Annotated in this window: 21 protein-coding genes; 15 read left to right on the top strand and 6 right to left on the bottom strand. The window is 39.3% G+C overall.

Features of this window, described 5'->3' with window-relative positions; translation table 11 throughout:
- Window positions 1-52 precede the first annotated feature (52 nt).
- Window positions 53-706 (bottom strand): OmpW/AlkL family protein, encoded by a 654-nt coding sequence (locus PESP_RS12155; RefSeq protein WP_089348242.1) that lies wholly within the window; start codon window positions 704-706, stop codon window positions 53-55.
- Window positions 707-967: 261 nt separating this feature from the next.
- Here PESP_RS12155 and dapE point away from each other — a divergent pair, with 261 nt between their 5' ends.
- A complete protein-coding gene (dapE, locus tag PESP_RS12150; protein WP_089348241.1) occupies window positions 968-2,152 on the top strand; it encodes a succinyl-diaminopimelate desuccinylase in 1,185 nt (394 codons plus the stop codon).
- A 79-nt stretch (window positions 2,153-2,231) separates the two neighbouring features.
- On the opposite strand, the gene olsF is transcribed toward dapE, so the two are convergent.
- Window positions 2,232-3,938 carry a bifunctional ornithine lipid synthase OlsF gene (olsF, locus tag PESP_RS12145; protein WP_089348240.1) on the bottom strand — a complete coding sequence of 569 codons (1,707 nt, stop codon included), beginning with the start codon at window positions 3,936-3,938 and terminating at the stop codon, window positions 2,232-2,234.
- Between the two features lie 161 nt (window positions 3,939-4,099).
- On the opposite strand from olsF, the gene PESP_RS12140 reads away from it, so the two are divergent.
- Both PESP_RS12140 and PESP_RS20455 read left to right on the top strand, forming a co-directional pair.
- Entirely contained in the window at window positions 4,100-5,020 is a 921-nt protein-coding gene (locus tag PESP_RS12140) for a 2-hydroxyacid dehydrogenase (protein WP_089348239.1), read from the top strand.
- 95 nt (window positions 5,021-5,115) lie between these two features.
- Window positions 5,116-5,262: a hypothetical protein gene (locus PESP_RS20455; RefSeq protein ID WP_164504422.1), complete on the top strand. Its 147-nt coding sequence runs from the start codon at window positions 5,116-5,118 to the stop codon at window positions 5,260-5,262.
- Window positions 5,263-5,467: 205 nt separating this feature from the next.
- On the opposite strand, the gene smrA is transcribed toward PESP_RS20455, so the two are convergent.
- The 3 genes from smrA to PESP_RS12125 all read right to left on the bottom strand — a co-directional run bounded on the left by smrA (window position 5,468) and on the right by PESP_RS12125 (window position 6,967).
- Window positions 5,468-6,049, bottom strand: a complete 582-nt coding sequence (smrA, locus tag PESP_RS12135) for a DNA endonuclease SmrA (RefSeq protein WP_089348238.1) — start codon at window positions 6,047-6,049, stop codon at window positions 5,468-5,470.
- Window positions 6,050-6,177: 128 nt separating this feature from the next.
- The gene (locus PESP_RS20610) at window positions 6,178-6,423 is read right to left on the bottom strand and encodes a hypothetical protein (RefSeq protein ID WP_089348237.1); all 246 of its coding nucleotides are present in this window, start codon (window positions 6,421-6,423) and stop codon (window positions 6,178-6,180) included.
- A 106-nt stretch (window positions 6,424-6,529) separates the two neighbouring features.
- Window positions 6,530-6,967 (bottom strand): hypothetical protein, encoded by a 438-nt coding sequence (locus PESP_RS12125; RefSeq protein WP_089348236.1) that lies wholly within the window; start codon window positions 6,965-6,967, stop codon window positions 6,530-6,532.
- Window positions 6,968-7,069: 102 nt separating this feature from the next.
- Between PESP_RS12125 and PESP_RS12120 the strand changes: the two genes are divergently transcribed.
- Complete coding sequence (locus PESP_RS12120) at window positions 7,070-7,453, top strand: response regulator (RefSeq protein ID WP_089348235.1); 384 nt, start codon at window positions 7,070-7,072, stop codon at window positions 7,451-7,453.
- 124 nt (window positions 7,454-7,577) lie between these two features.
- Here PESP_RS12120 and rpsT read toward each other — a convergent pair whose 3' ends face one another.
- Window positions 7,578-7,838: a 30S ribosomal protein S20 gene (rpsT, locus tag PESP_RS12115; protein ID WP_004588355.1), complete on the bottom strand. Its 261-nt coding sequence runs from the start codon at window positions 7,836-7,838 to the stop codon at window positions 7,578-7,580.
- A gap of 294 nt (window positions 7,839-8,132) precedes the next feature.
- On the opposite strand from rpsT, the gene murJ reads away from it, so the two are divergent.
- The 11 genes from murJ (at window position 8,133) to PESP_RS12060 (ending at window position 19,396) form a co-directional block, all read left to right on the top strand.
- A complete protein-coding gene (gene murJ, locus PESP_RS12110; protein ID WP_371862710.1) occupies window positions 8,133-9,671 on the top strand; it encodes a murein biosynthesis integral membrane protein MurJ in 1,539 nt (512 codons plus the stop codon).
- A gap of 83 nt (window positions 9,672-9,754) precedes the next feature.
- Window positions 9,755-10,681: a bifunctional riboflavin kinase/FAD synthetase gene (ribF, locus tag PESP_RS12105; protein WP_089348233.1), complete on the top strand. Its 927-nt coding sequence runs from the start codon at window positions 9,755-9,757 to the stop codon at window positions 10,679-10,681.
- Between the two features lie 29 nt (window positions 10,682-10,710).
- Window positions 10,711-13,539, top strand: coding sequence for an isoleucine--tRNA ligase (ileS, locus tag PESP_RS12100; RefSeq protein WP_089348232.1), 2,829 nt, complete (start codon window positions 10,711-10,713; stop codon window positions 13,537-13,539).
- Window positions 13,540-13,551: 12 nt separating this feature from the next.
- Window positions 13,552-14,052, top strand: coding sequence for a signal peptidase II (lspA, locus tag PESP_RS12095; protein WP_089348231.1), 501 nt, complete (start codon window positions 13,552-13,554; stop codon window positions 14,050-14,052).
- Window positions 14,049-14,489, top strand: coding sequence for an FKBP-type peptidyl-prolyl cis-trans isomerase (gene fkpB, locus PESP_RS12090; RefSeq protein ID WP_089348230.1), 441 nt, complete (start codon window positions 14,049-14,051; stop codon window positions 14,487-14,489). Before lspA ends, fkpB begins: the two co-directional genes overlap by 4 nt.
- Window positions 14,489-15,418 (top strand): 4-hydroxy-3-methylbut-2-enyl diphosphate reductase, encoded by a 930-nt coding sequence (gene ispH, locus PESP_RS12085; protein ID WP_089348229.1) that lies wholly within the window; start codon window positions 14,489-14,491, stop codon window positions 15,416-15,418. Before fkpB ends, ispH begins: the two co-directional genes overlap by 1 nt.
- 40 nt (window positions 15,419-15,458) lie before the next feature.
- Entirely contained in the window at window positions 15,459-16,493 is a 1,035-nt protein-coding gene (locus PESP_RS12080; protein ID WP_089348228.1) for a sensor histidine kinase, read from the top strand.
- Window positions 16,490-17,194, top strand: coding sequence for a LytR/AlgR family response regulator transcription factor (locus tag PESP_RS12075; protein WP_089348227.1), 705 nt, complete (start codon window positions 16,490-16,492; stop codon window positions 17,192-17,194). Before PESP_RS12080 ends, PESP_RS12075 begins: the two co-directional genes overlap by 4 nt.
- A gap of 108 nt (window positions 17,195-17,302) precedes the next feature.
- Complete coding sequence (gene pilV / locus PESP_RS12070; protein WP_089348226.1) at window positions 17,303-17,866, top strand: type IV pilus modification protein PilV; 564 nt, start codon at window positions 17,303-17,305, stop codon at window positions 17,864-17,866.
- A 1-nt stretch (window position 17,867) separates the two neighbouring features.
- Entirely contained in the window at window positions 17,868-18,878 is a 1,011-nt protein-coding gene (locus tag PESP_RS12065) for a PilW family protein (RefSeq protein ID WP_089348225.1), read from the top strand.
- Window positions 18,866-19,396 carry a pilus assembly PilX family protein gene (locus PESP_RS12060; protein ID WP_089348224.1) on the top strand — a complete coding sequence of 177 codons (531 nt, stop codon included), beginning with the start codon at window positions 18,866-18,868 and terminating at the stop codon, window positions 19,394-19,396. Before PESP_RS12065 ends, PESP_RS12060 begins: the two co-directional genes overlap by 13 nt.
- Window position 19,397 lies beyond the last annotated feature (1 nt).

The raw sequence follows: 19,397 nt of genomic DNA, 5'->3' as shown, positions 1-19,397 counted from the left end.
ATAATAGCTAAATTAAGCCCTGTAATAGGGCTTATTTTGAATCACTAATATATTAAAAATTATATCTTACACCGAACATAGCTACGACAGGGTCTAGCTCAACCGTTGATGTGAGTGCTTTAGAGCCATTTGCATAAACTGTGGCGTCGGTATCAATATCGATGAGCGATACCATGGCGTGTAAACCCCATTTTTCATCAATTTTATAATTAGCGCCCACTTGTGCAATAAAGCCAAATGAATCATCTAATTTTACCTCTACATCATTAGTACCAAGAGTTGTTTTAAGAGCTTGTGAAGGTTGCTCATCAAAAAATGTAGTGTAGTTTATTCCAAGGCCAATAAATGGGCGTAACGCGTAGCTGCTATCTAAAAAATGATATTGCGCTACTAACGAAGGGGGTAATTGTTTTATGTCTGCAATTTTATTGCCTGCTAAACCACCCGCGCCGTTTACATCGTGCGAAAACGGCGTAGCGGCAATTAGCTCTAATACCCAAGTATCGTTAAATGCATAATCTATTGTAATACCAAGCTGTGTATCTGAGTCACCTTTAAGGCCAAGAGCAGGGGCTTCATTAATGGCTGAACTACTGTTATCTGGGTTTACGTTTATAGCGCCAACATTTACGCTAAAGTTAGCGTGTGCCGCTGGGGTAATAGCGAGTAAAGAGGTAAGTAATGCAATGCTAATTTGGTTTTTCATGTTGTGCTCCAAGAACGTCTTTTGATTGACGCCATTATTACAGGGCATTGCAAATAAAAACCTGTTCTAGATCAAAGTTTCAAAAATGTTTGAACCTTGTGAACTGCTTTATTGATTTAGATTAAAGTTAAGCTGAAAAATGGGACAAGTAATTGACATAGCCAGACTATTAATGGTCACAACACTGTATTAACTCTGACATTGTTTGGTCATATTAGCAGGCTCTAATAACGTGTCTTTTAGTTATTTTGTGTATTTATTATGCCTCATGTAAAACTCGCGCAAGCACCTACTAAAGAGCTTTTAAGCCCCGTAGTTAAAAACTTACAAACACTTATTAAATTTGAATCTGTTACGCCTAATCAGGGTGGGGCTATCGATTGGCTAAATAATGAGTTAACCGAGCTTGGTTTTAGTTGTGAGCAGTTTATGTGTGAAGGGGTAACAAATTTAATTGCCCATGTTAAGTTTTCTCCGGGGCCATGTGTGGCTTTTTCTGGCCATATAGATGTTGTACCTGCTGTATCGGGTAATTGGTTGAGTCCTCCGTTTGCAGGCAATATTGTCAACAATGCTGTTTATGGCCGCGGCGCAGCCGATATGAAAGGCGGCGTAGCAGCCATGTTAGGGGCTACAAAAGCGTTAATAAATAATGCTAAAAATAAAATAGGCAGCTTTTATTGGCTTATTACTTCTGATGAAGAAGGAGAGGCGATGTATGGCTCGCAGGCTATTGCAGCGAGCTTAGCGCATAATAATATACAGCTAGATGCTTGTATAGTTGGCGAGCCAACTAGCAATAGTGTGGTTGGCGATACAATAAAAAATGGCAGGCGTGGTGCTATCTCTTCGCGTATCAAAGTGTTAGGTAAAGCGGGACATGTTGCTTATCCAGAAAACACCATTAATGCAGCGCATATCGCGGGTAATATAGTATCTATTTTAAGTAATTTAGCATGGCCGCGTGATGAGCAAAGCTCTAAAACTACCTTGCAGGTAACCGGCATTAATATTAACAATGAGGTTGATAACTTAGTCCCAAGCCAGTGCGAAATTACCTTTAATATACGCTATAGCCACGGTTACAAAAGTGACGATGTAAAACACATTATTGCAGCTGCGCTTAGCGAGTATAAGGGTTTATTTAGTATTGAGTGGGAGCGTCCATGCGAGCCTTATTATACTGCTCCAGTAAAGGGTTGGAGTTTAATCAACGAAGTTGAACAAGCCATTTATCAGCAAACAGGCAGTTACCCACTTTTAAGCACCAGTGGCGGAACATCAGATGGGCGCTTTTTTGCCAATAACGCCACTCAAGTTATAGAGTGTGGTGTGCGAAACAACACTATTCATCAGGTTAACGAACATGTGCCTATAAATGATTTATTAAAAATTGAAGGGATTTACCGCAACTTACTGTCGCGTATTTTTATAGAAACTGTTTAGCGCTAAGTAGGCTCTAATAAGTTGGTAAATAAACACAGCGAATAGGTACTCGCTGCGTTTACTTCAAAAGGTCAAAGCGCTAGCTTAGGTAACGTTTTGCTTTGTTTTCTTTCACGTTTTGCAAATCAACTAACACTAAGCCGTCTATGCAATTGTTAAAATCAGGGTCAATACTAAAGCTTAAAAACTTAACCCCGCCTGGTTTGCATAACTCAGTGTATTGTTTAAATAGGGTTGGCACTTGAGCACCCATATTTGCCAGTACGTGTTTTAGCTCTACAAAGTCTTCTTTTGAATCGCTACCGCTAAACACGGTTTGGCACTGCGTGAGTGATTGTTCGCTTAATTTAAACTCGTTGTTAGGCGTAGCGAGTACTTCATCACTCATATAATAGTGTTGGTAATAATGAACTAACATAGCTTTAGCTTGATCGGGTAATGTGTTTGAAACACTTACAGCACCAAATAAGTAGCGGTACTGTGGGTAGTTTTTAATAAAAGCGCCAATGCCATACCATAAGTAGTCTAGGCTCTTGCGCCCCCAATATTTTGGCTGAACAAAGCTGCGGCCAAGTTCAATACCTTGATCTAAGTAGGGCTTCATCGCCTCTGTGTAGCTAAATAAGCTGTCGGTGTATAAACCTTCTCGGCCGTGTTTATCTATTATTTCTTTTGCGCAGGCAAGGCGATACGCTCCTACAAGCTCTAATTGCGTGGGATCCCAAAGCACTAAATGTTGATAATCCATGTCGTATTTATCTATATCGCGTCGCTTGCCGCTGCCTTCACCTACGGCTCTAAAAGCTATTTCTCTTAACCGGCCTAACTCTCTAAATACAGGGGAACTGCCCGTGTATTGATACAAATGAATATGCATACCATCTTGAGTGGTGCCTAACAACTGGCATTGCTCTATGGCTTTTTTAAGTTCTTTTCGGCACTCAGGTATAGCAATGGGAGTTTGCGTTTTTAGTGGTAATGGCTTTTTAGTGGTAAGGCGATAGAGTTGCTTGCGAATTAAATTAACGATTTCTTTATCTTTTAAGTTCTCTATTAAATATGACTCAGGAGGAATAGACGCGCCTATTTCAAATTCTAACGACTTTTGACGCTGCTTAAACATTTCTTTTACGAGTAACAAGCTAGCTAAAGGTTTGTAAATCATAGATGTGCCATAAAATAATGGGCTATTTTTAGCTTTAATAAAAATAGGCAAAATTGGGCTATTAGCTTTTTTAGCCATGCGTAAAAACCCACTATTCCATTTACAGTCTTTAATACCGGTAGCGCTCAGTCGAGATACTTCTCCGGCAGGAAAAATTAACAAAGCACCTCCATCTTTTAAATGTTTTTGAATATTACTTAACTCTTGTTTTTTACTGGTACCTGATAGGTTATCTACAGGGAGCAATAAGGAATGCATAGGCGTAACCGACATTAGCATGCGATTAGCAACCACTTTTAAATCTTGCCTTACGCTTGAGAGCACTTTAATCAATGCTAAGGCATCAAGAGAGCCAATGGGGTGGTTAGCAACAATAACTAATTTACCCTCAGTAGGAATATGCTCAATTTGTTTAGGTTTGTAGCGGGTATCAAAATCTAGTTCATCAAGTACTTGCTCAACAAACTCTAATCCCTGTAAGTGTGGGTAAGCATCTCCAAATGCAACAAACTCTTGTTCATGCAATAAATAGCCAAGTCCTTTTTTAACTAAACCTTTTACTTTAGGGGAGCTCTCTAATTGTGGTAAGTTTGCTGCTATTACTTTATCAACGCTTATCATATTAACCTCGTTTACAGTTTGGCCTATTCGCCATGCTGTTTAGAGTAAAAAAAGGGTGTGACATTTACTTTGCAGTTGTGTGACTTTTTAAAGAGCAAATAACCAGTAGTAAATTTACTCAATGATGAAGATGAAAATATTAAAGTTTATTAGGAGTTTACATGTCGGTTTTGGTTGCCATTTCAGGGCGCGATAATACAAAATTAATAGCAAGGCTAACTGAATTGTTACCTAATGAAACTATTGAGCAATGGCCATCGTGCGAAAACCCCAATGCAGTGGAGTTTGTACTAGCTTGGAATGCCCCAAATGATTTATGGCAACAATTGCCTAATTTAAAAGCCGTTTCTTCATTTGGCGCAGGTGTAGACAGTATTAATATGTCGCTATTGCATGAGCGTGTAGATGTGGTGCGTATTGTTGATGAACAGCTAGCTGATGATATGGCAGAATATGTATTAACTCATGTATTAGCTCAAAAGCTGCGCTTGCAAGAATACTTTGTTAAACAATCACAAAGTAACTGGAAGCCTAAACGCGCCTATAAATATAAGCATGTGGGTATTTTAGGTTTTGGTGAATTAGGAAAAGCCTGCGCAGATAAGTTACTCATTAATGGTTTTACGCTAAGCGCATGGTCTAAAACGGCTAAAAAGAGTGGGCAGGTCAAGCTGTACACTGAGTCACAAGGGCTTGAAGAAATGCTGCCTCAAATAGATTTTTTAGTGTGTTTATTGCCACTTACTGAGGCTACTAAAGGAATTATAAACGCACAACTATTAGCAAAGCTCCCTAAGCATGCTTGCGTAATAAATGTAGCAAGGGGGGAGCATGTTATAGAGCCAGATTTATTGTCAGCTCTAGATTCAGATAATTTAAGATCGGCAACCCTTGATGTATTCACCGAGGAGCCACTACCTAACTCTCACCCATTTTGGCAGCACCCTAAAGTGACTATTACTCCACATTGCGCAGCAATATCTGACTTAAATAGTGTTACAGAGCAAATAGCAGACAATGTTAATCGCTTAAATAGCGGGCTTGAGCTAAACAATCGAGTTAATAGAACAAAAGGTTATTAATAGATAGCCAAACAGTTTAAAAAACAGCTTGTTAACATTTGTAATTTTAATTATTGTAAAGTTTAAACCTAAAATAAAAATAATAAGAGTAACGTATGAAATCGAGTCAAGGTGGCGTAAAACTGAGTTTAGTTGTGGTTTCTATTATTGTGTTGGGTGTATCGGCATGGTTTAACCAAGCAAGTGCAGATCAAATACCGCAAAGTAAAAAACAAAGCGAGCAAACAACGCAAACTGACTAGAAGTTAGTTTTAGATATTAAGCAGGTAACCTACAGCTTAGCTTTAGTTATCACTACTGGGCTTTAAGCTAGTAAAGTAGCGCTTAGCGTTATTCTGGCTTAAAATATCACTCTGCAAGTCAATTGCCTCTAAATGAATCCTAAACCTCAAAAGTACACAGCAAGCGCATTTTATTTATTAAATGTGGGGGAGTTAGCTTTTTGTATTAAAAACGCTTAGCGTGTATTTCTCTGTTTTCATGTTTTTTCTCATCACTTTTTTTAAGCAACACATATGTTGCCCCGCTTCCGCCATGATGTTTAAGCGCAGTATGAAAAGCTAATACCGCAGGAAGCTCCTGCAGCCACTTATTAACATAGCTTTTTAATATACCAGGTTTAGCTTTATTCTTTATGCCAATACCATGGCGTACGAGTACTACACGGATATTTCGCTGGTGGCAATCGGTTACAAAGTTAAAGAGTGTATTTCGTGCATTTTTAAGCAGCTGGCCATGTAAGTCTAATGTGGCGTCTACCTGGTACTTTGCTAAGCGTAAATTTTTAAACACCGCACTTTGTACGCCATCTTTTTTAAAGCTGAGTAAAGCAAGTGGATCTAGCAGCTCAACAAATTCAGTCTGTAAGTAATTTTCATCATTGGCAAGGCTTAGCTCAGCGGCTCTACGTTTTTCTTGTTGAGCAAGGCTGGCGCTGTGGCCATTTGCGATAGGAGTTACTGTATCGTGGTTAATAGGGTTTACATCTTCCATAGAAGATAAAAATAAATCGAAATCAGATAAAGGCATAGTAAGACCTAAATAGGGATTAATACGTGGTAAATTTTATCTTAGTTCAATCGGTTTCCCAAGTACTTTAGTTTTTCAAATAAAAAAGCCCATCTAAGCTGGGCTATAAAATATTCTAAGGAGAAATGTTAACTTTGCGTTACGTTGAATTGTCCAAAAGTATAAACCTTGAACAAGTAAAACGTATTAATCAATACTAAACTCATATTCGAAATAACACTCGACGACATTAAATCCAAGCTAAAAGACAAAAATAACAAACCACAAGCACTAATCGCTGCAACACGCAGTATTGTTATATGGTTAATAAAGAATGCACCTAAACCTAGTGCAAGTAATATAGTGTTTAAAAGCCAATCTAGCTCGTTTAGCATGGTCGTTTCAATAGTTCAGTTGTTGAAAAAAGGAGCGCCATTATGTTGATCTTTTGCACACCTTTCAACCAAGTAATTTTAAATTTTCAGATTAGTTTTTTTAATGCTAAAAGTAACTTGCGATTGCGCTTATAAACCCATTATTTTTCATTAGTTGGTATTTTTGACAGCTCTGCGGGTTTGCCAGATCCGCGCATAAATAAAGGGCGTTGCGCTTTTCATCTAGCTGCGGGTGTAGGTGTGAGTCAAATAATGTAGTGCCATAACCAAATATGCCCGACCAGTACACGCTCTCGCTAACCATACCTAATTTTTTATAGGTGAGTAGGGTTGGTTTGGGAAATGCCAGTGCCACTATAAAAATAATGCCAAGGGTTAAAAATAAGCCTTTTTTAGATTTAGTGGATACTTCGTTTTTTGTTGATGCTGTTTTAGCCGTAGCTGGTTGGGCTGTATTAACCCGAGTTTGAGGCTTTTTTGAAGGGGCTTTTCTTTTTTGTGGCGTTTTACCGAGCAATGACTGTTTTTTTGTGTTGTTTGACATAAAGCAAATCTGGCCTTTTGAGCGTAGGTCTCTATAATAAAATGATTAAATATCTAGTTATATAATAACTTATACAATGCTTTTAGCCTACGAGGAACATACATGGATACGCAGCTATCGATTTTAATAGTAGATGATGTTAGCACAGTGCGTAGTTTTTTGAGCCAAACGCTCATGCACTTAGGAATAGAAAACGTTAAAGAGGCTTCAACGGCTAAACAATGTATTAGTGAGTGCCAAGCAGCTAACTACAATATGATTTTTTTAGATATTGAATTACCGGATGGTGATGGCAAAGAGTTAATTGCTCAAATTAATGAAATTAGTCCTGAAACCAATGTGGTAATGGTGTCGGCCCATTCAGCTGTGGAAAATGTAAAAGAAGCCATTGATAAAGGCGCTAAGGGATTTGTGGTTAAGCCATTTACCCCTAAAAAAATAGCTGCGATGTTGAAAAAGTTTTACCCAGACTTAGAAAGCGTTTAACCACTGATATTTTAATCAGCTAAATTTATGGATTTATGCGGATTGCTAACACTATTAAGTGTTATTGCTAAATTTTAGATATAAAAAAACCGGCTTAAGCCGGTTTTTTAAATCATAAAACAAATTATAGCGCTTTAATTTTAGCTGCTAAACGGCTCTTATGACGAGCTGCTTTGTTTTTATGAATTAGACCCTTAGTTGCGTAACGGTCTAGGATAGGTGTAGCAACAGAGAAAGCTTGCTGTGCAGCTTCTTTATCGCCAGCTTCAATAGCAGCGGTTACTTTTTTGAAGTAAGTACGCATCATTGAACGACGGCTTGCGTTGTGCTGACGGTTTTTTTCGCTAGTGATAGCGCGTTTTTTTGCAGACTTGATGTTAGCCAAGGTTTGCTCCTAACAATCTTAAATAAAGCTTAAATTAAAGGCCGTGGAATATGCCTGTTTTTATCATGAATGTCAATTTAAATTTAACAATCCAAGAAAAACTGCTCCTTATAACGAACATCAATTTGCCGCTTTAGCAGTTAATATCGCTATTGTAACAAAGCACAGACGCCCAGCCTAGTGCTTTAAAGCGATTTATAAAAAAGACTGTGGCATAATTGCGCTAAATAAAGGTTTTTAAGTAGGTTTAAGGTGTCAAAAGGATTATTTCGTTCCGGTATGATTGTAAGTGCTATGACAATGATATCGCGTATTTTAGGGCTTGTACGAGATGCCGTAGTTGCAAACTTATTAGGCGCAAGTGCCGCAGCTGATGTTTTTTTATTTGCAAACCGGATCCCAAATTTTTTACGTCGACTATTTGCCGAAGGAGCTTTTGCTCAGGCATTTGTACCTGTACTAAGCGAAATTAAAGAGCAACAAGGCGATGATAAAGTGCGTTTGTTTGTTGCGCAGGCTGCGGGCACGTTGGGCACTATTTTACTTATTGTGACTATTTTTGGTGTGGTTGCTTCACCAGTAATAGCGGCATTATTTGGCACCGGTTGGTTTATTGATTGGTGGCAAGGCGGCCCCAATGCCGAAAAGTTTGAGCTTGCCAGTTCGTTACTAAAACTTACTTTTCCGTATTTGTTATTTGTAAGTTTGGTTGCACTTAGTGGCGCTGTTATGAATGTTTATAATCGCTTTGCAGTAGCTGCGTTTACGCCTGTTTTACTTAATATTTCAATTATTACTTGTGCTATTTTTTTACACGATAAATTTAGTGTTGGCGCCTATGCGTTAGCTATTGGTGTATTTGTTGGTGGCGTGGTGCAATTGCTGTTTCAGTTGCCGTTTTTGTATCGCGCAAAAATGCTAGCTCGCCCGCGTTGGGCTTGGCAAGACGAAAACGTCAAAAAAGTACGCAAGCTTATGCTGCCAGCATTATTTGGCGTGTCAATAAGCCAAATTAATTTATTACTCGATACCATGATAGCCTCTTTACTAATGACAGGTTCTATAGCGTGGTTATATTACTCAGATAGGCTTATTGAGTTTCCTTTGGGTTTGTTTGGTATAGGTATTGCGACGGTTATTTTACCTGCACTTTCTAAGTTGCATAGCAGTAAAAAATTGAGCGATTTTCAGCATACGTTAGATTGGGGGGTACGGTTTGTTATCTTTTTAGGCATACCGGCAATGGTTGGACTAATGATTATAAGCCCGCTGATTATTACAGTGCTATTTGATCACGGAGCGTTCAAACAAGACAGTGTAGACCACGTTAAAGCAGTAAGCTTAGGTGTTGTTGCTTATTCGGTAGGGCTTGTTAGTTTTATGCTGATTAAAGTATTAGCTCCGGGTTTTTATTCGCGCCAAGACACCAAAACGCCTGTGCGTATTGGTATTATTACTTTGGTGCTCAATATGGTGTTTAACATTATGCTGGCCCCATTTATTGGTTATTTAGGGCTTGCTTTGGCAACGTCTATGTCGGCCAGTTGTAATGCGTTTTTACTTTACAGGCAGCTAAAAAAAGAAAATGTATATCAGTTTTCAACTATGAGTATGCGTTTTACCTTAAAGTGTGTGGTAGCAAGTTTAGTAATGGGAGCGGTAACTTGGTATGTAAGTAGCCATTACTACTGGGCTACATGGCATTTTACTGAACAAGTAATGTTGCTAGTTGCACTATTAGCAATTGCTGCAATAAGTTACTTTGCAGTGTTGTTTTTACTAGGTGTTAGACTAAATACAATAAAAAGTGTAGCAACTACTGAATCAAACTAAAAAAAAGATTATAATCGGCAGCCCTGTGGTTTTGAACGATTTAAAGTCGTTAATAATACTCGCTGAAAAAGGCATTAGGTGGCATGGAGTTAATTAGAGGTATACACAATATTCGAGCGCAACATTATGGTTGTGTGTTGACTATTGGTAATTTTGACGGTGTGCATTTAGGCCATGGCGAAGTGTTAAAGGGGCTATTAGCAGACGCTAAAGCACATAATTTACCAAGTACAGTTATGTTGTTTGAGCCTCAACCTCAAGAGTTTTTTGCCAAAAATAATGCGCCAGCAAGGCTTACTCGGTTACGTGATAAATTGCGTTTGCTGAGTAATTTAGGTATTGAGCGCGTTATTTGTATTAGCTTTAACCAGCAATTTGCCAACATGCATGCTGAGCAATTTGTAAATGATATTTTAGTTAAAAAGTTAGGTGTTAAAGCATTAACAGTTGGCGATGACTTTAAATTTGGTAAACAGCGCCAGGGTAATTTTAATTTGCTTTTTAGCATGGGCAAACAAGCGGGCATGGATGTAAAAAGCACCGCGAGTTTTCGTCAATTAAATGCTAGAGTAAGCAGCACTTTGATACGTGAAGCCTTAGACGCTGGCGATTTAGCAAGTGCTAAATTAATGCTTGGGCATAATTATGCTATTTCTGGGCGAGTAATACACGGCTGGAAAAGAGGCCGCGAATTAGGTTTTAGAACGGCAAACATTGCGCTTAAGCGCCAAGTTTGCCCTGTTAATGGTGTGTTTGCAGTGCAAGCAAACATTGCAGGAAAACAAGTTTTTGGGGTTGCCAATATTGGTAATAAACCCACATTTAATGGAACTCGTGCTTTATTAGAAGTTCACCTTTTTGATTTTGCACAAGATATTTATGGACAATTTATGCACGTGGAGCTGATTCAAAAGCTCCGTGATGAGAAAAAATTCGAGACATTAACACAGTTAACGGCACAAATAGCAACCGATGTTGCCGCCGCAAAGCAGTGTTTTGGTTTAAATTAGGTAGCCGATAGATACGGAAAGTAGGATTAATGAGCGACTACAAACATACTTTGAATTTACCGGAAACACAGTTTCCAATGCGTGGCAATTTGGCACAACGTGAACCAAAAATGCTTAAAGCATGGTATGAAGACGACCTGTATGGTCAAATTCGCAGCGCTAAAAAAGGTAAAAAAACCTTTATTTTGCATGACGGCCCTCCGTATGCAAACGGCGATATCCATTTAGGCCACTCAGTAAATAAAATTTTAAAAGACATTATTGTTAAGTCTAAAACTTTATCTGACTTTGATTCACCTTATGTACCTGGTTGGGACTGTCATGGTTTACCAATTGAGTTAATGGTTGAGAAAAAAGTAGGTAAGCCAGGCGTTAAAGTAACCGCGAGCGAGTTTCGTGAAAAATGCCGTGCATACGCTAAAAAACAAGTTGAAGGTCAAAAAGTAGACTTTAAACGTTTAGGTGTGTTTGCCGATTGGGACAAGCCATACCTAACAATGAACTTTGATTTTGAAGCAAACGCGATTCGCGTGCTTGGCCGTATTATTAAAAATGGCCATCTTCATAAAGGTGCAAAGCCTGTACATTGGTGTACAGATTGTGGCTCTGCATTAGCAGAAGCAGAAGTTGAATACCAAGATAAACAATCGCCAGCAATAGACGTACGCTTTACATTTGCTGACCAAGATGCCGTAGTAAATGCGTTTGATTTAGCGGATGGTCACAAAGGCCAAGGTAGTGTAGGTACTGTAATTTGGACTACAACGCCATGGACATTACCAGCTAACCGTGCAGTAGCCGTGCACGCTGATTTAGAGTATGCACTTGTACAAGTGGATGATGAAGGCTCACAGCAGCGTTTAATTTTAGGCTCAGAGCTTGTTAAAGATGCTATGGACCGTTATGGCTTTAATCATTTCCATGTACTTGGTTATGTAAAAGGTGCAGTACTTGAAAACTTACACGTTGCGCACCCGTTTTATGACTTTGACGTACCTGTAATTGTTGCTGATCACGTTACTACTGACTCAGGTACGGGTGTTGTTCATACTGCGCCAGGCCATGGTCAAGAAGATTTCGCGGCAGGCTTAAATTACAACCTTGAAGTAGCAAACCCCGTTGGTGCTAATGGTGTTTATTTACCAGACACTGAATTATTTGCAGGTCAGCACGTATTTAAAGCAAACGCCAGCGTAATTGACGTACTAACAGAACGCGGTGCGTTAATGCATCACCATGCGCTTACGCACAGCTACCCACATTGTTGGCGCCATAAAACGCCAATTATTTTCCGTGCTACACCGCAGTGGTTTGTAAGCATGGATCAGGCTAACTTACGTCAAGATTCACTAAGCGAAATTAAAAATACGCAATGGTTACCTGAGTGGGGCGAAAGCCGTATTTCTAACATGGTTGAAGGCCGCCCAGATTGGTGTATTTCGCGCCAACGTACGTGGGGTGTACCAATTGCTTTGTTTGTTGATAAAGACACCGGTGCATTACACCCAAATACACAAGCACTTATTGAACAAGCTGCAGAGCTTGTAGAAAAGTCAGGTATTCAAGCATGGTACGACCTAGAGCCAGCTTCATTACTTGGTGAAGAAGATGCCAAGCAGTACATGAAAGTGCAAGATACGCTAGATGTATGGTTTGACTCAGGCGTATCGCATGCCTGTGTAGTAGATGCACGTGAAGATTTAGTAGGCCCAGCTGATTTATACCTTGAAGGGTCAGATCAACACCGTGGTTGGTTTATGTCATCAATGATGACATCGGTTGCGATTAACGGCCATGCACCTTATAAGCAAGTGCTTACACATGGTTTCACGGTTGATGAAAACGGCCGTAAAATGTCTAAGTCGCTAGGTAATGTTATTTCACCACAAAATGTGATGAATAAACTAGGTGCTGATATTTTACGTTTATGGGTTGCTTCTACCGATTACACTGCAGAAATGACCGTATCGGATGAAATATTTAAACGCTCTGCCGATCGCTACCGTCGTATTCGTAACACAAGCCGTTACTTATTAGCTAACTTAAGTGGCTTTGATCCTAAAACAGACCAAGTTGCTGTTGATGACATGGTTGAACTTGATAAGTGGATTGTTGGCCGTGCAGCCCAATTACAGGAAGAAATTTTAGCCGCTTACGATAGCTACCAAATGCTATTAGTAACGCAAAAGCTAATGAACTTCTGTACCGGTGAGCTTGGCTCGTTCTACTTAGATGTAATTAAAGACCGTCAGTACACAGCAAAAAGCGACAGCCATGCACGCCGCTCTTGTCAAACTGCGCTTTACCACATTGCAGAAGCAATGACGCGCTGGATGGCGCCAATTATGAGCTTTACAGCACAAGAGATTTGGGAAGCATTACCAGGCGAGCGTAGTGATTATGTGTTCACATCGGTATGGTACGACGGCTTACAAGCGCCAACCAACAGCCAATTTAGCAACGATGACTGGCAGGCAATTCTAAATGTACGTGATGAAGTAAACCGCGTACTAGAGGCAGCACGTAAAGAAGAAGTCATTGGTGCTACATTACAAGCAAGTGTTAATTTATATGCAAATAAAGACCTTGCAGATAAGCTAGCTGCGCTAGGTGATGAACTACGCTTTGTATTACTAACTTCTGCGGTAACAGTATCTGCAGTTGAAAGTCAGCCAAGCGACACTCAAGTAACTGAGGTTGAAGGGTTATACATTAGCGTAGCGGCAACAGATGCAATTAAATGTGAACGTTGTTGGCACTACAGCGATGATGTAGGCACAGACCCAGCTCATCCTGAAATTTGTGGTCGTTGTGTAAGCAATGTTGACGGCGAAGGTGAAAAGCGTCAATTCGCTTAGGAGCTTTACTTAGTGAGCAAACTAGCCCAAAAAAGTGGTTTAGTGTGGCTTTGGTTAAGTCTATTACTACTTGTAATAGACTTTGCCAGCAAAACACTTGTTGTAAATACCATGGCTTATCAAGAGTCGATTAATTTACTACCCGTTTTTAGTATTACTTACGTACATAATTATGGTGCAGCCTATAGCTTTTTAAGCGAAGCGGGCGGTTGGCAGCGATGGTTTTTAAGCTTTATTGCTATAGCCATTAGTGCCTTATTAGTTTGGTGGCTAAAACGCTTACCGGCGACGAATAAAATACTGTGTAGCGCCTATGCATTAGTACTTGCCGGTGCTATTGGTAATTTATATGACCGTGTTGCATATGGCTATGTAATTGACTTTATACATGTGTTTTATAAAAACTCGCATTTTCCAGTATTTAATATTGCCGACTGCGCAATTTGTATTGGTGCCGCATTATTATTATTTGATGCCTTTACAGGCGAAAGTCCGAAGGAGCATAAAGCATGAGCCAAGCTGTAATTGGTGAAAACTCAGAAGTTATTTTTCATTTTTCTATTAAGTTAGAAGATGGCTCTGCCGCAGACTCTACAAAGGTTCATAACAAACCTGCAAAATTAACAATGGGTGATGGTAGCTTAACGGCTAACTTTGAAAAATGCCTGTTAGGTTTAACTGCTGGTGAAAGTAAAACATTTGAACTTGAGCCAGAAGATGCCTTTGGCCAGCCTAATCCAGATAACATTTATTACGTTGAGCGCAGTAAGTTTGGTGCAGAAACACCGGCTAAAGTAGGGGCTATTATTGCTTTTACTCAGCCAGACGGTACTGAGTTACCAGGGCTTGTTCGTGAAGTGCAAGGTGAGTCGGTAACAATAGACTTTAACCACCCACTAGCGGGTCAACGTTTAACGTTTGAAGTAGACATTATTGAGGTGCAAGGCTAATGGATATTTTATTAGCTAACCCACGAGGTTTTTGTGCGGGCGTTGACCGTGCAATAAGCATTGTAGAGCGCGCTTTAGATATTTTTGAAAAGCCAATTTATGTTCGTCACGAAGTGGTACATAACCGCTATGTGGTTGATGGTTTAAAAAACCGCGGTGCAGTATTTGTTGAAGAGCTAGATCAAGTACCTGACGACAGCATCGTTATTTTTAGCGCCCATGGTGTGTCGCAAGCGGTACGCTCTGAAGCGAAGCGCCGTGATTTAAAAGTGTTTGATGCAACATGTCCATTAGTTACTAAAGTACATATGGAAGTGACCCGCGCTAGCCGTAAGGGAATTGAATGCATTTTAATTGGTCACCATGGTCACCCTGAAGTTGAGGGTACTATGGGTCAATATGACAACGAGAAGGGTGGTATTTACTTAGTAGAAACCGCAGAAGATGTTGCCAAACTTAACGTTAAAAATGCTGAAAACTTATTTTACTGCAGTCAAACAACCCTGTCGGTAGATGATACTGCTGATGTGATTGATGCTCTGCGAGAGAAGTTTCCTGCCATTGATGGCCCGCGTAAAGATGATATTTGTTATGCCACACAAAACCGCCAAGATGCGGTGCGTGATTTAGCTGATAAAGTTGATGTGCTTTTAGTTGTGGGTGCTAAAAACAGCTCTAACTCTAATCGTTTACGAGAGCTTGCTGATAAAATGGGTACTACTGCATACCTGATTGATGATGCAACCAATGTTCAAGCTGATTGGTTTAATGGTACAAAAACTGTGGGTGTTACCGCTGGCGCATCTGCCCCAGAAGTACTTGTACAACAAGTTATATCACGCTTGAAAGAGCTGGGTGGTGAGCAGGTTGTAGAAAACCCAGGGGAAGAAGAAAATATCGTATTTGCTGTTCCTGTTGAGCTGCGTTAATCTATATAAATTAACTATTTAGATTACAAGGAGAGCCGTTATGAGCAAGTTGCCTCAAATTGATGCATTGCTTTTTTCGGCTCTTTTTAATGAGCGAGGTGTACTTGCCTCGTTAGTTGTTACCCAAGTTATTGCAACTATTTTAGCGTTTGCCCCTTTTGTTGAAGGGGATAGTTGGCAAGGGCTTGGTGTCATTAGTTTATTTTTACACTTAACTGTTTTAGTTAGTATTTCTGCTTTATATTTTTGTAGAGATTTTTTACAAAAAAAGTCACACACAAACCAACTTTTTGCCTTTTTCACTACGTTTTTACTAAGCACTGCTTTATTTAGCTTTTTGTGTGCTCGTTACTTTTTAGACGTTACTAATCAAGAAACTTACTTATATTTTGTACTGCGCAACTGCCTTATTGTATTTTTAATAACGGCTTTGTTTGTGCAATTTTTAGTAATCTATTTCGAAAAAGAGCAGCAAACAAAAGCGCTTTCGCGCGCCGAACTTGATGCACTACAAGCGAGAATTAGACCGCACTTTTTGTATAACAGCTTAAATACGGCTGCGGAGCTGACTCATCATGATGCTGATGCCGCAGAGCAAGCTATTTTAGCGCTTGCAGCACTTTCTCAAGCAGCTATGCGCTCTGGCCAGCGTGTTCTTTTAGAAGATGAGCTGACCCTATCAAAACAATATATAGCATTAGAAACATGGCGTTTTGGTAACCGGTTAAAAGTTAATTGGCAAATACCTCCACAATTGCCAAATATAAGCATTCCTTGTTTAACATTGCAGCCATTAATAGAAAATGCAGTGTGCCATGGAGTAGAGACAAGTGAAACTGGGGCTACTATTACGGTAGAGCTACATGTGACTACAGGCTATTTAACCCTTATTGTATCTAACCCAATTACCCTGAGTAACGCTTCAAAACGGCCTAATAATGGAATGGCGCTTGAGAACATTAAGCAGCGCCTTGCTATGTACTACAAAGATAAAGCCCAGCTTTCTATAACCAATAAAAATAATATATTTAGAGTAAAAGTGGTGATCCCTAAACAATTTGAGCATAACAAATGAACGTTGTAATTATTGACGATGAATCACTCGCACGTGGCAGAATAAAGCGCTTACTATTAATTAATAACGACATAACGGTACTAGGTGAGGCGGATAATGGCGCTCAAGCGCTGACCCTTATTAATCAAACTCAGCCAGATTTAGTGTTTTTAGATGTTGATATGCCAACGCTTAATGGGCTAGAAGTGGCAGGGCTGCTTAACAAATTGAGTATGCCCCCTGCGATTATATTTGTAACAGCCCATCCAGAACACGCCCTTGATGCGCTGCAGTTAAGTGCCGCAGGCTATTTAGTAAAGCCCGTGACGCAGAGCTCCCTTAACAAAGCATTAGAGCAAGTAGGGCGCTTAAATAAAGCACATATGCAAAAACAGCAATCTACTAAAATAAGCTATCAATTAGGGGGTACCTTAAAAAGCGTTGAGCTTGATAATGTGCTTTATTTTAACGCCCAAGAAAAATACACAAATATGGTATTTAATGACGGCGAGGCGCTAATAGAGGTGAGTTTAAAACAGCTCGAACAGCTTTATCCTACCCAGTTATTAAGGATACACAGAAATACATTGGTTAATAAAAGTAAGCTTTTGGCTTTACATACGCCCAGTGCTGGCGTACATAGTGTTGAACTTACAGGGTGTGCTCAGCAATTAACAGTAAGCAGGCGCGAGTTAAAAGCGGTAAAAAATATTTTAAATTAGTAGCTGTTAACCGTTTATCAACAAATATAGCCGCTTATCCTAGTACTCATTGCATCTTATTTTTTAATGCATAAACTTATAATCAGATAAAATTTATTTGGTTTTACTATGCATTCACCTCACAAAAAACCTCAAAAAGGCTTCACTTTAATTGAAGTGCTAATTGCATTTATTATTTTAAGCTTTGGCTTATTAGGTGCCGTTGCACTGCAAGCAAAAGCTAAACAAGCAAGCTTTGACTCTATGCAACGCGCAGCCGCGGTGGCATTAGGTAATGATATTATTCAGCGCATTAGAGCAAATGATACCATTGATATAATAAAAGATTACAAAGGCGTTATAAAAAGCTCAGCGAATAGTAATACTTACTCGAGTTGCTTTGGTGCAATATGTAGCTCTTCTGATATAGCAAAATTAGATATAACACAGTGGAAGCGTGCCATTCGAGCTAGTGAAAATACAGGGACTTTAGATGATGCGACAATATGTATAAATCCAACTTCAGTGGCTGATACTGGAGGCAAAGGGTTTAATATTGAAGTAATCATATCATGGCAAGGCCGCCAAGAGTTTAACGCGAATGCAGTTACAGGAAAAGTTACCTGTGGTGATAAATCTAACAATAAACGCCGTTTAGTAGTTTTAACAAGTTATATATATGTCAGGAGTTAACATGAAGCAAAAAGGGTTTACTCTTGTAGAGGTTATGATTTCACTATTTATTGGTGGTTTGATTTTGAGCGGTGTCATGTTTACTTTTATCAGTATGAAAACAACTACGAAAGACACAATGTCGATAGGCGAACTACAAGAGTCTGGTCGTTTAGCCATTAATATTATGCAGCGCGATATAGAGCAAGTCGGCTTTTGGGGCACTTATTATGATGATTCATTTACCGCAGTAAACACAACGGTAACCGCGATGGGGGTAGCAGGCGATTGCTCAGAGGGAGTTAATAATGGCAGCTTTCCAAATTTAATCAGTAGTAGTAATTTTCGCACTATTTATGCAAAAACAACCAAGAGTGAAGATAACCTGAATTGCATAAACGATGGCATTATTCCTCCTGATAATAAAGAGACCGATATACTTCAGCTTAAGTTTTTACAGGGTGATCCTCAATATGATGCTGTTGCAGGTACCAATACTACAAGCGATAAAATAAATTATTTTATCGCAGAACAAGAACAAGCACGCTTTGTAACCGGCAAATATACCCCGACAAATATCAATGCAACTATTTGGCCATACAGTCATCACGTTTATTATATTAAAGAAGAAGAATATTTAGTAAATAATCAAAAAATAAAAGTTCCCGCATTAAGACGAAAACGATTAGTAAATGGAAAAATGACCTCTGAAACGATAATGGAAGGGGTCGAAAATATGCGTTTTTTGTTTGGATTAGACACGAATAGCGACAGTCGAGTTGATATTTATAAAAGCGCCAGCACAATCACTGCTGCTGAATGGGAAAATCGCAAAGGTATTTTGACGGTGCAAGTTTTTTTATTAATCCGTGCACTTCAACCAGACCCGGGGATTAAACTTAAAAATCAAAAATATATTTTAGGTGAGGGAGCTGGAAAGCGAGAGTTAAATTTTAATGATAATTATAGAAGAACTGTTTTTACAACAACTATTCGTTTAAGTAATGTTGGAGGTAATCTATGGAAGATTTAAAGTTGTTACCAAGTAAGCAGCAAGGAGTTGTGCTTTTAACAGCATTAATTATGGTGATAGCTGTTACCGGTATCGCAGTTACTCTTATGAGTAGTAGTACGGTTGATATAAAAATTACCAATGCAGCGCAAGAGCGAGAAGTTGCTGAAAACCAATTGATTGGGGAAGTGCTAAGAGTGATTGCGTCAGAAGCTAAAAAGGGTGCTGATAGTAACTTTTTTCTTACTCGAGATGAAACAAAAACAGATACCGGTAAGTTTGATAGTGACGGTAATAAAAAATATATACTCGAGAAAGACATTACAGAGGCAGGACACGATATGAAAAGCATAATGACGAACATGAATCGTGGTTCCTTAGAGCTTAATTGCCCTCGTAGCTATAGTTATACTGCAGGGGTTTCGTGCAACATGATTCAAGTGGCTACTACTATAGAGTATGGCTCTAAAAGTAAGCACTCTCTCACTATAGTTACAGGAATTGCGCAAGAAATGGCGAGTATAGGAAAGGGGATTTAAG

The organism is Pseudoalteromonas espejiana DSM 9414 (assembly GCF_002221525.1).
In the GTDB taxonomy this organism is placed as follows: Bacteria; Pseudomonadota; Gammaproteobacteria; order Enterobacterales; family Alteromonadaceae; genus Pseudoalteromonas; species Pseudoalteromonas espejiana.
This window is presented reverse-complemented; position numbering and strand designations above follow the sequence as displayed.

Bases quoted from the DNA above. Each gene is read 5' to 3' on its own strand.
- PESP_RS12125 (WP_089348236.1), bottom strand. From the start codon at position 6,967: ATGTCAAACAACACAAAAAAACAGTCATTGCTCGGTAAAACGCCACAA.
- PESP_RS20455 (WP_164504422.1), top strand. From the start codon at position 5,116: ATGAAATCGAGTCAAGGTGGCGTAAAACTGAGTTTAGTTGTGGTTTCT.
- pilV (WP_089348226.1), top strand. From the start codon at position 17,303: ATGCATTCACCTCACAAAAAACCTCAAAAAGGCTTCACTTTAATTGAA.
- fkpB (WP_089348230.1), top strand. From the start codon at position 14,049: ATGAGCCAAGCTGTAATTGGTGAAAACTCAGAAGTTATTTTTCATTTT.
- murJ (WP_371862710.1), top strand. From the start codon at position 8,133: ATGACAATGATATCGCGTATTTTAGGGCTTGTACGAGATGCCGTAGTT.
- PESP_RS12120 (WP_089348235.1), top strand. From the start codon at position 7,070: ATGGATACGCAGCTATCGATTTTAATAGTAGATGATGTTAGCACAGTG.
- PESP_RS12080 (WP_089348228.1), top strand. From the start codon at position 15,459: ATGAGCAAGTTGCCTCAAATTGATGCATTGCTTTTTTCGGCTCTTTTT.
- PESP_RS20610 (WP_089348237.1), bottom strand. From the start codon at position 6,423: ATGCTAAACGAGCTAGATTGGCTTTTAAACACTATATTACTTGCACTA.
- PESP_RS12060 (WP_089348224.1), top strand. From the start codon at position 18,866: ATGGAAGATTTAAAGTTGTTACCAAGTAAGCAGCAAGGAGTTGTGCTT.
- PESP_RS12065 (WP_089348225.1), top strand. From the start codon at position 17,868: ATGAAGCAAAAAGGGTTTACTCTTGTAGAGGTTATGATTTCACTATTT.
- PESP_RS12075 (WP_089348227.1), top strand. From the start codon at position 16,490: ATGAACGTTGTAATTATTGACGATGAATCACTCGCACGTGGCAGAATA.
- ribF (WP_089348233.1), top strand. From the start codon at position 9,755: ATGGAGTTAATTAGAGGTATACACAATATTCGAGCGCAACATTATGGT.
- ileS (WP_089348232.1), top strand. From the start codon at position 10,711: ATGAGCGACTACAAACATACTTTGAATTTACCGGAAACACAGTTTCCA.
- smrA (WP_089348238.1), bottom strand. From the start codon at position 6,049: ATGCCTTTATCTGATTTCGATTTATTTTTATCTTCTATGGAAGATGTA.
- dapE (WP_089348241.1), top strand. From the start codon at position 968: ATGCCTCATGTAAAACTCGCGCAAGCACCTACTAAAGAGCTTTTAAGC.
- olsF (WP_089348240.1), bottom strand. From the start codon at position 3,938: ATGATAAGCGTTGATAAAGTAATAGCAGCAAACTTACCACAATTAGAG.
- ispH (WP_089348229.1), top strand. From the start codon at position 14,489: ATGGATATTTTATTAGCTAACCCACGAGGTTTTTGTGCGGGCGTTGAC.
- PESP_RS12140 (WP_089348239.1), top strand. From the start codon at position 4,100: ATGTCGGTTTTGGTTGCCATTTCAGGGCGCGATAATACAAAATTAATA.
- PESP_RS12155 (WP_089348242.1), bottom strand. From the start codon at position 706: ATGAAAAACCAAATTAGCATTGCATTACTTACCTCTTTACTCGCTATT.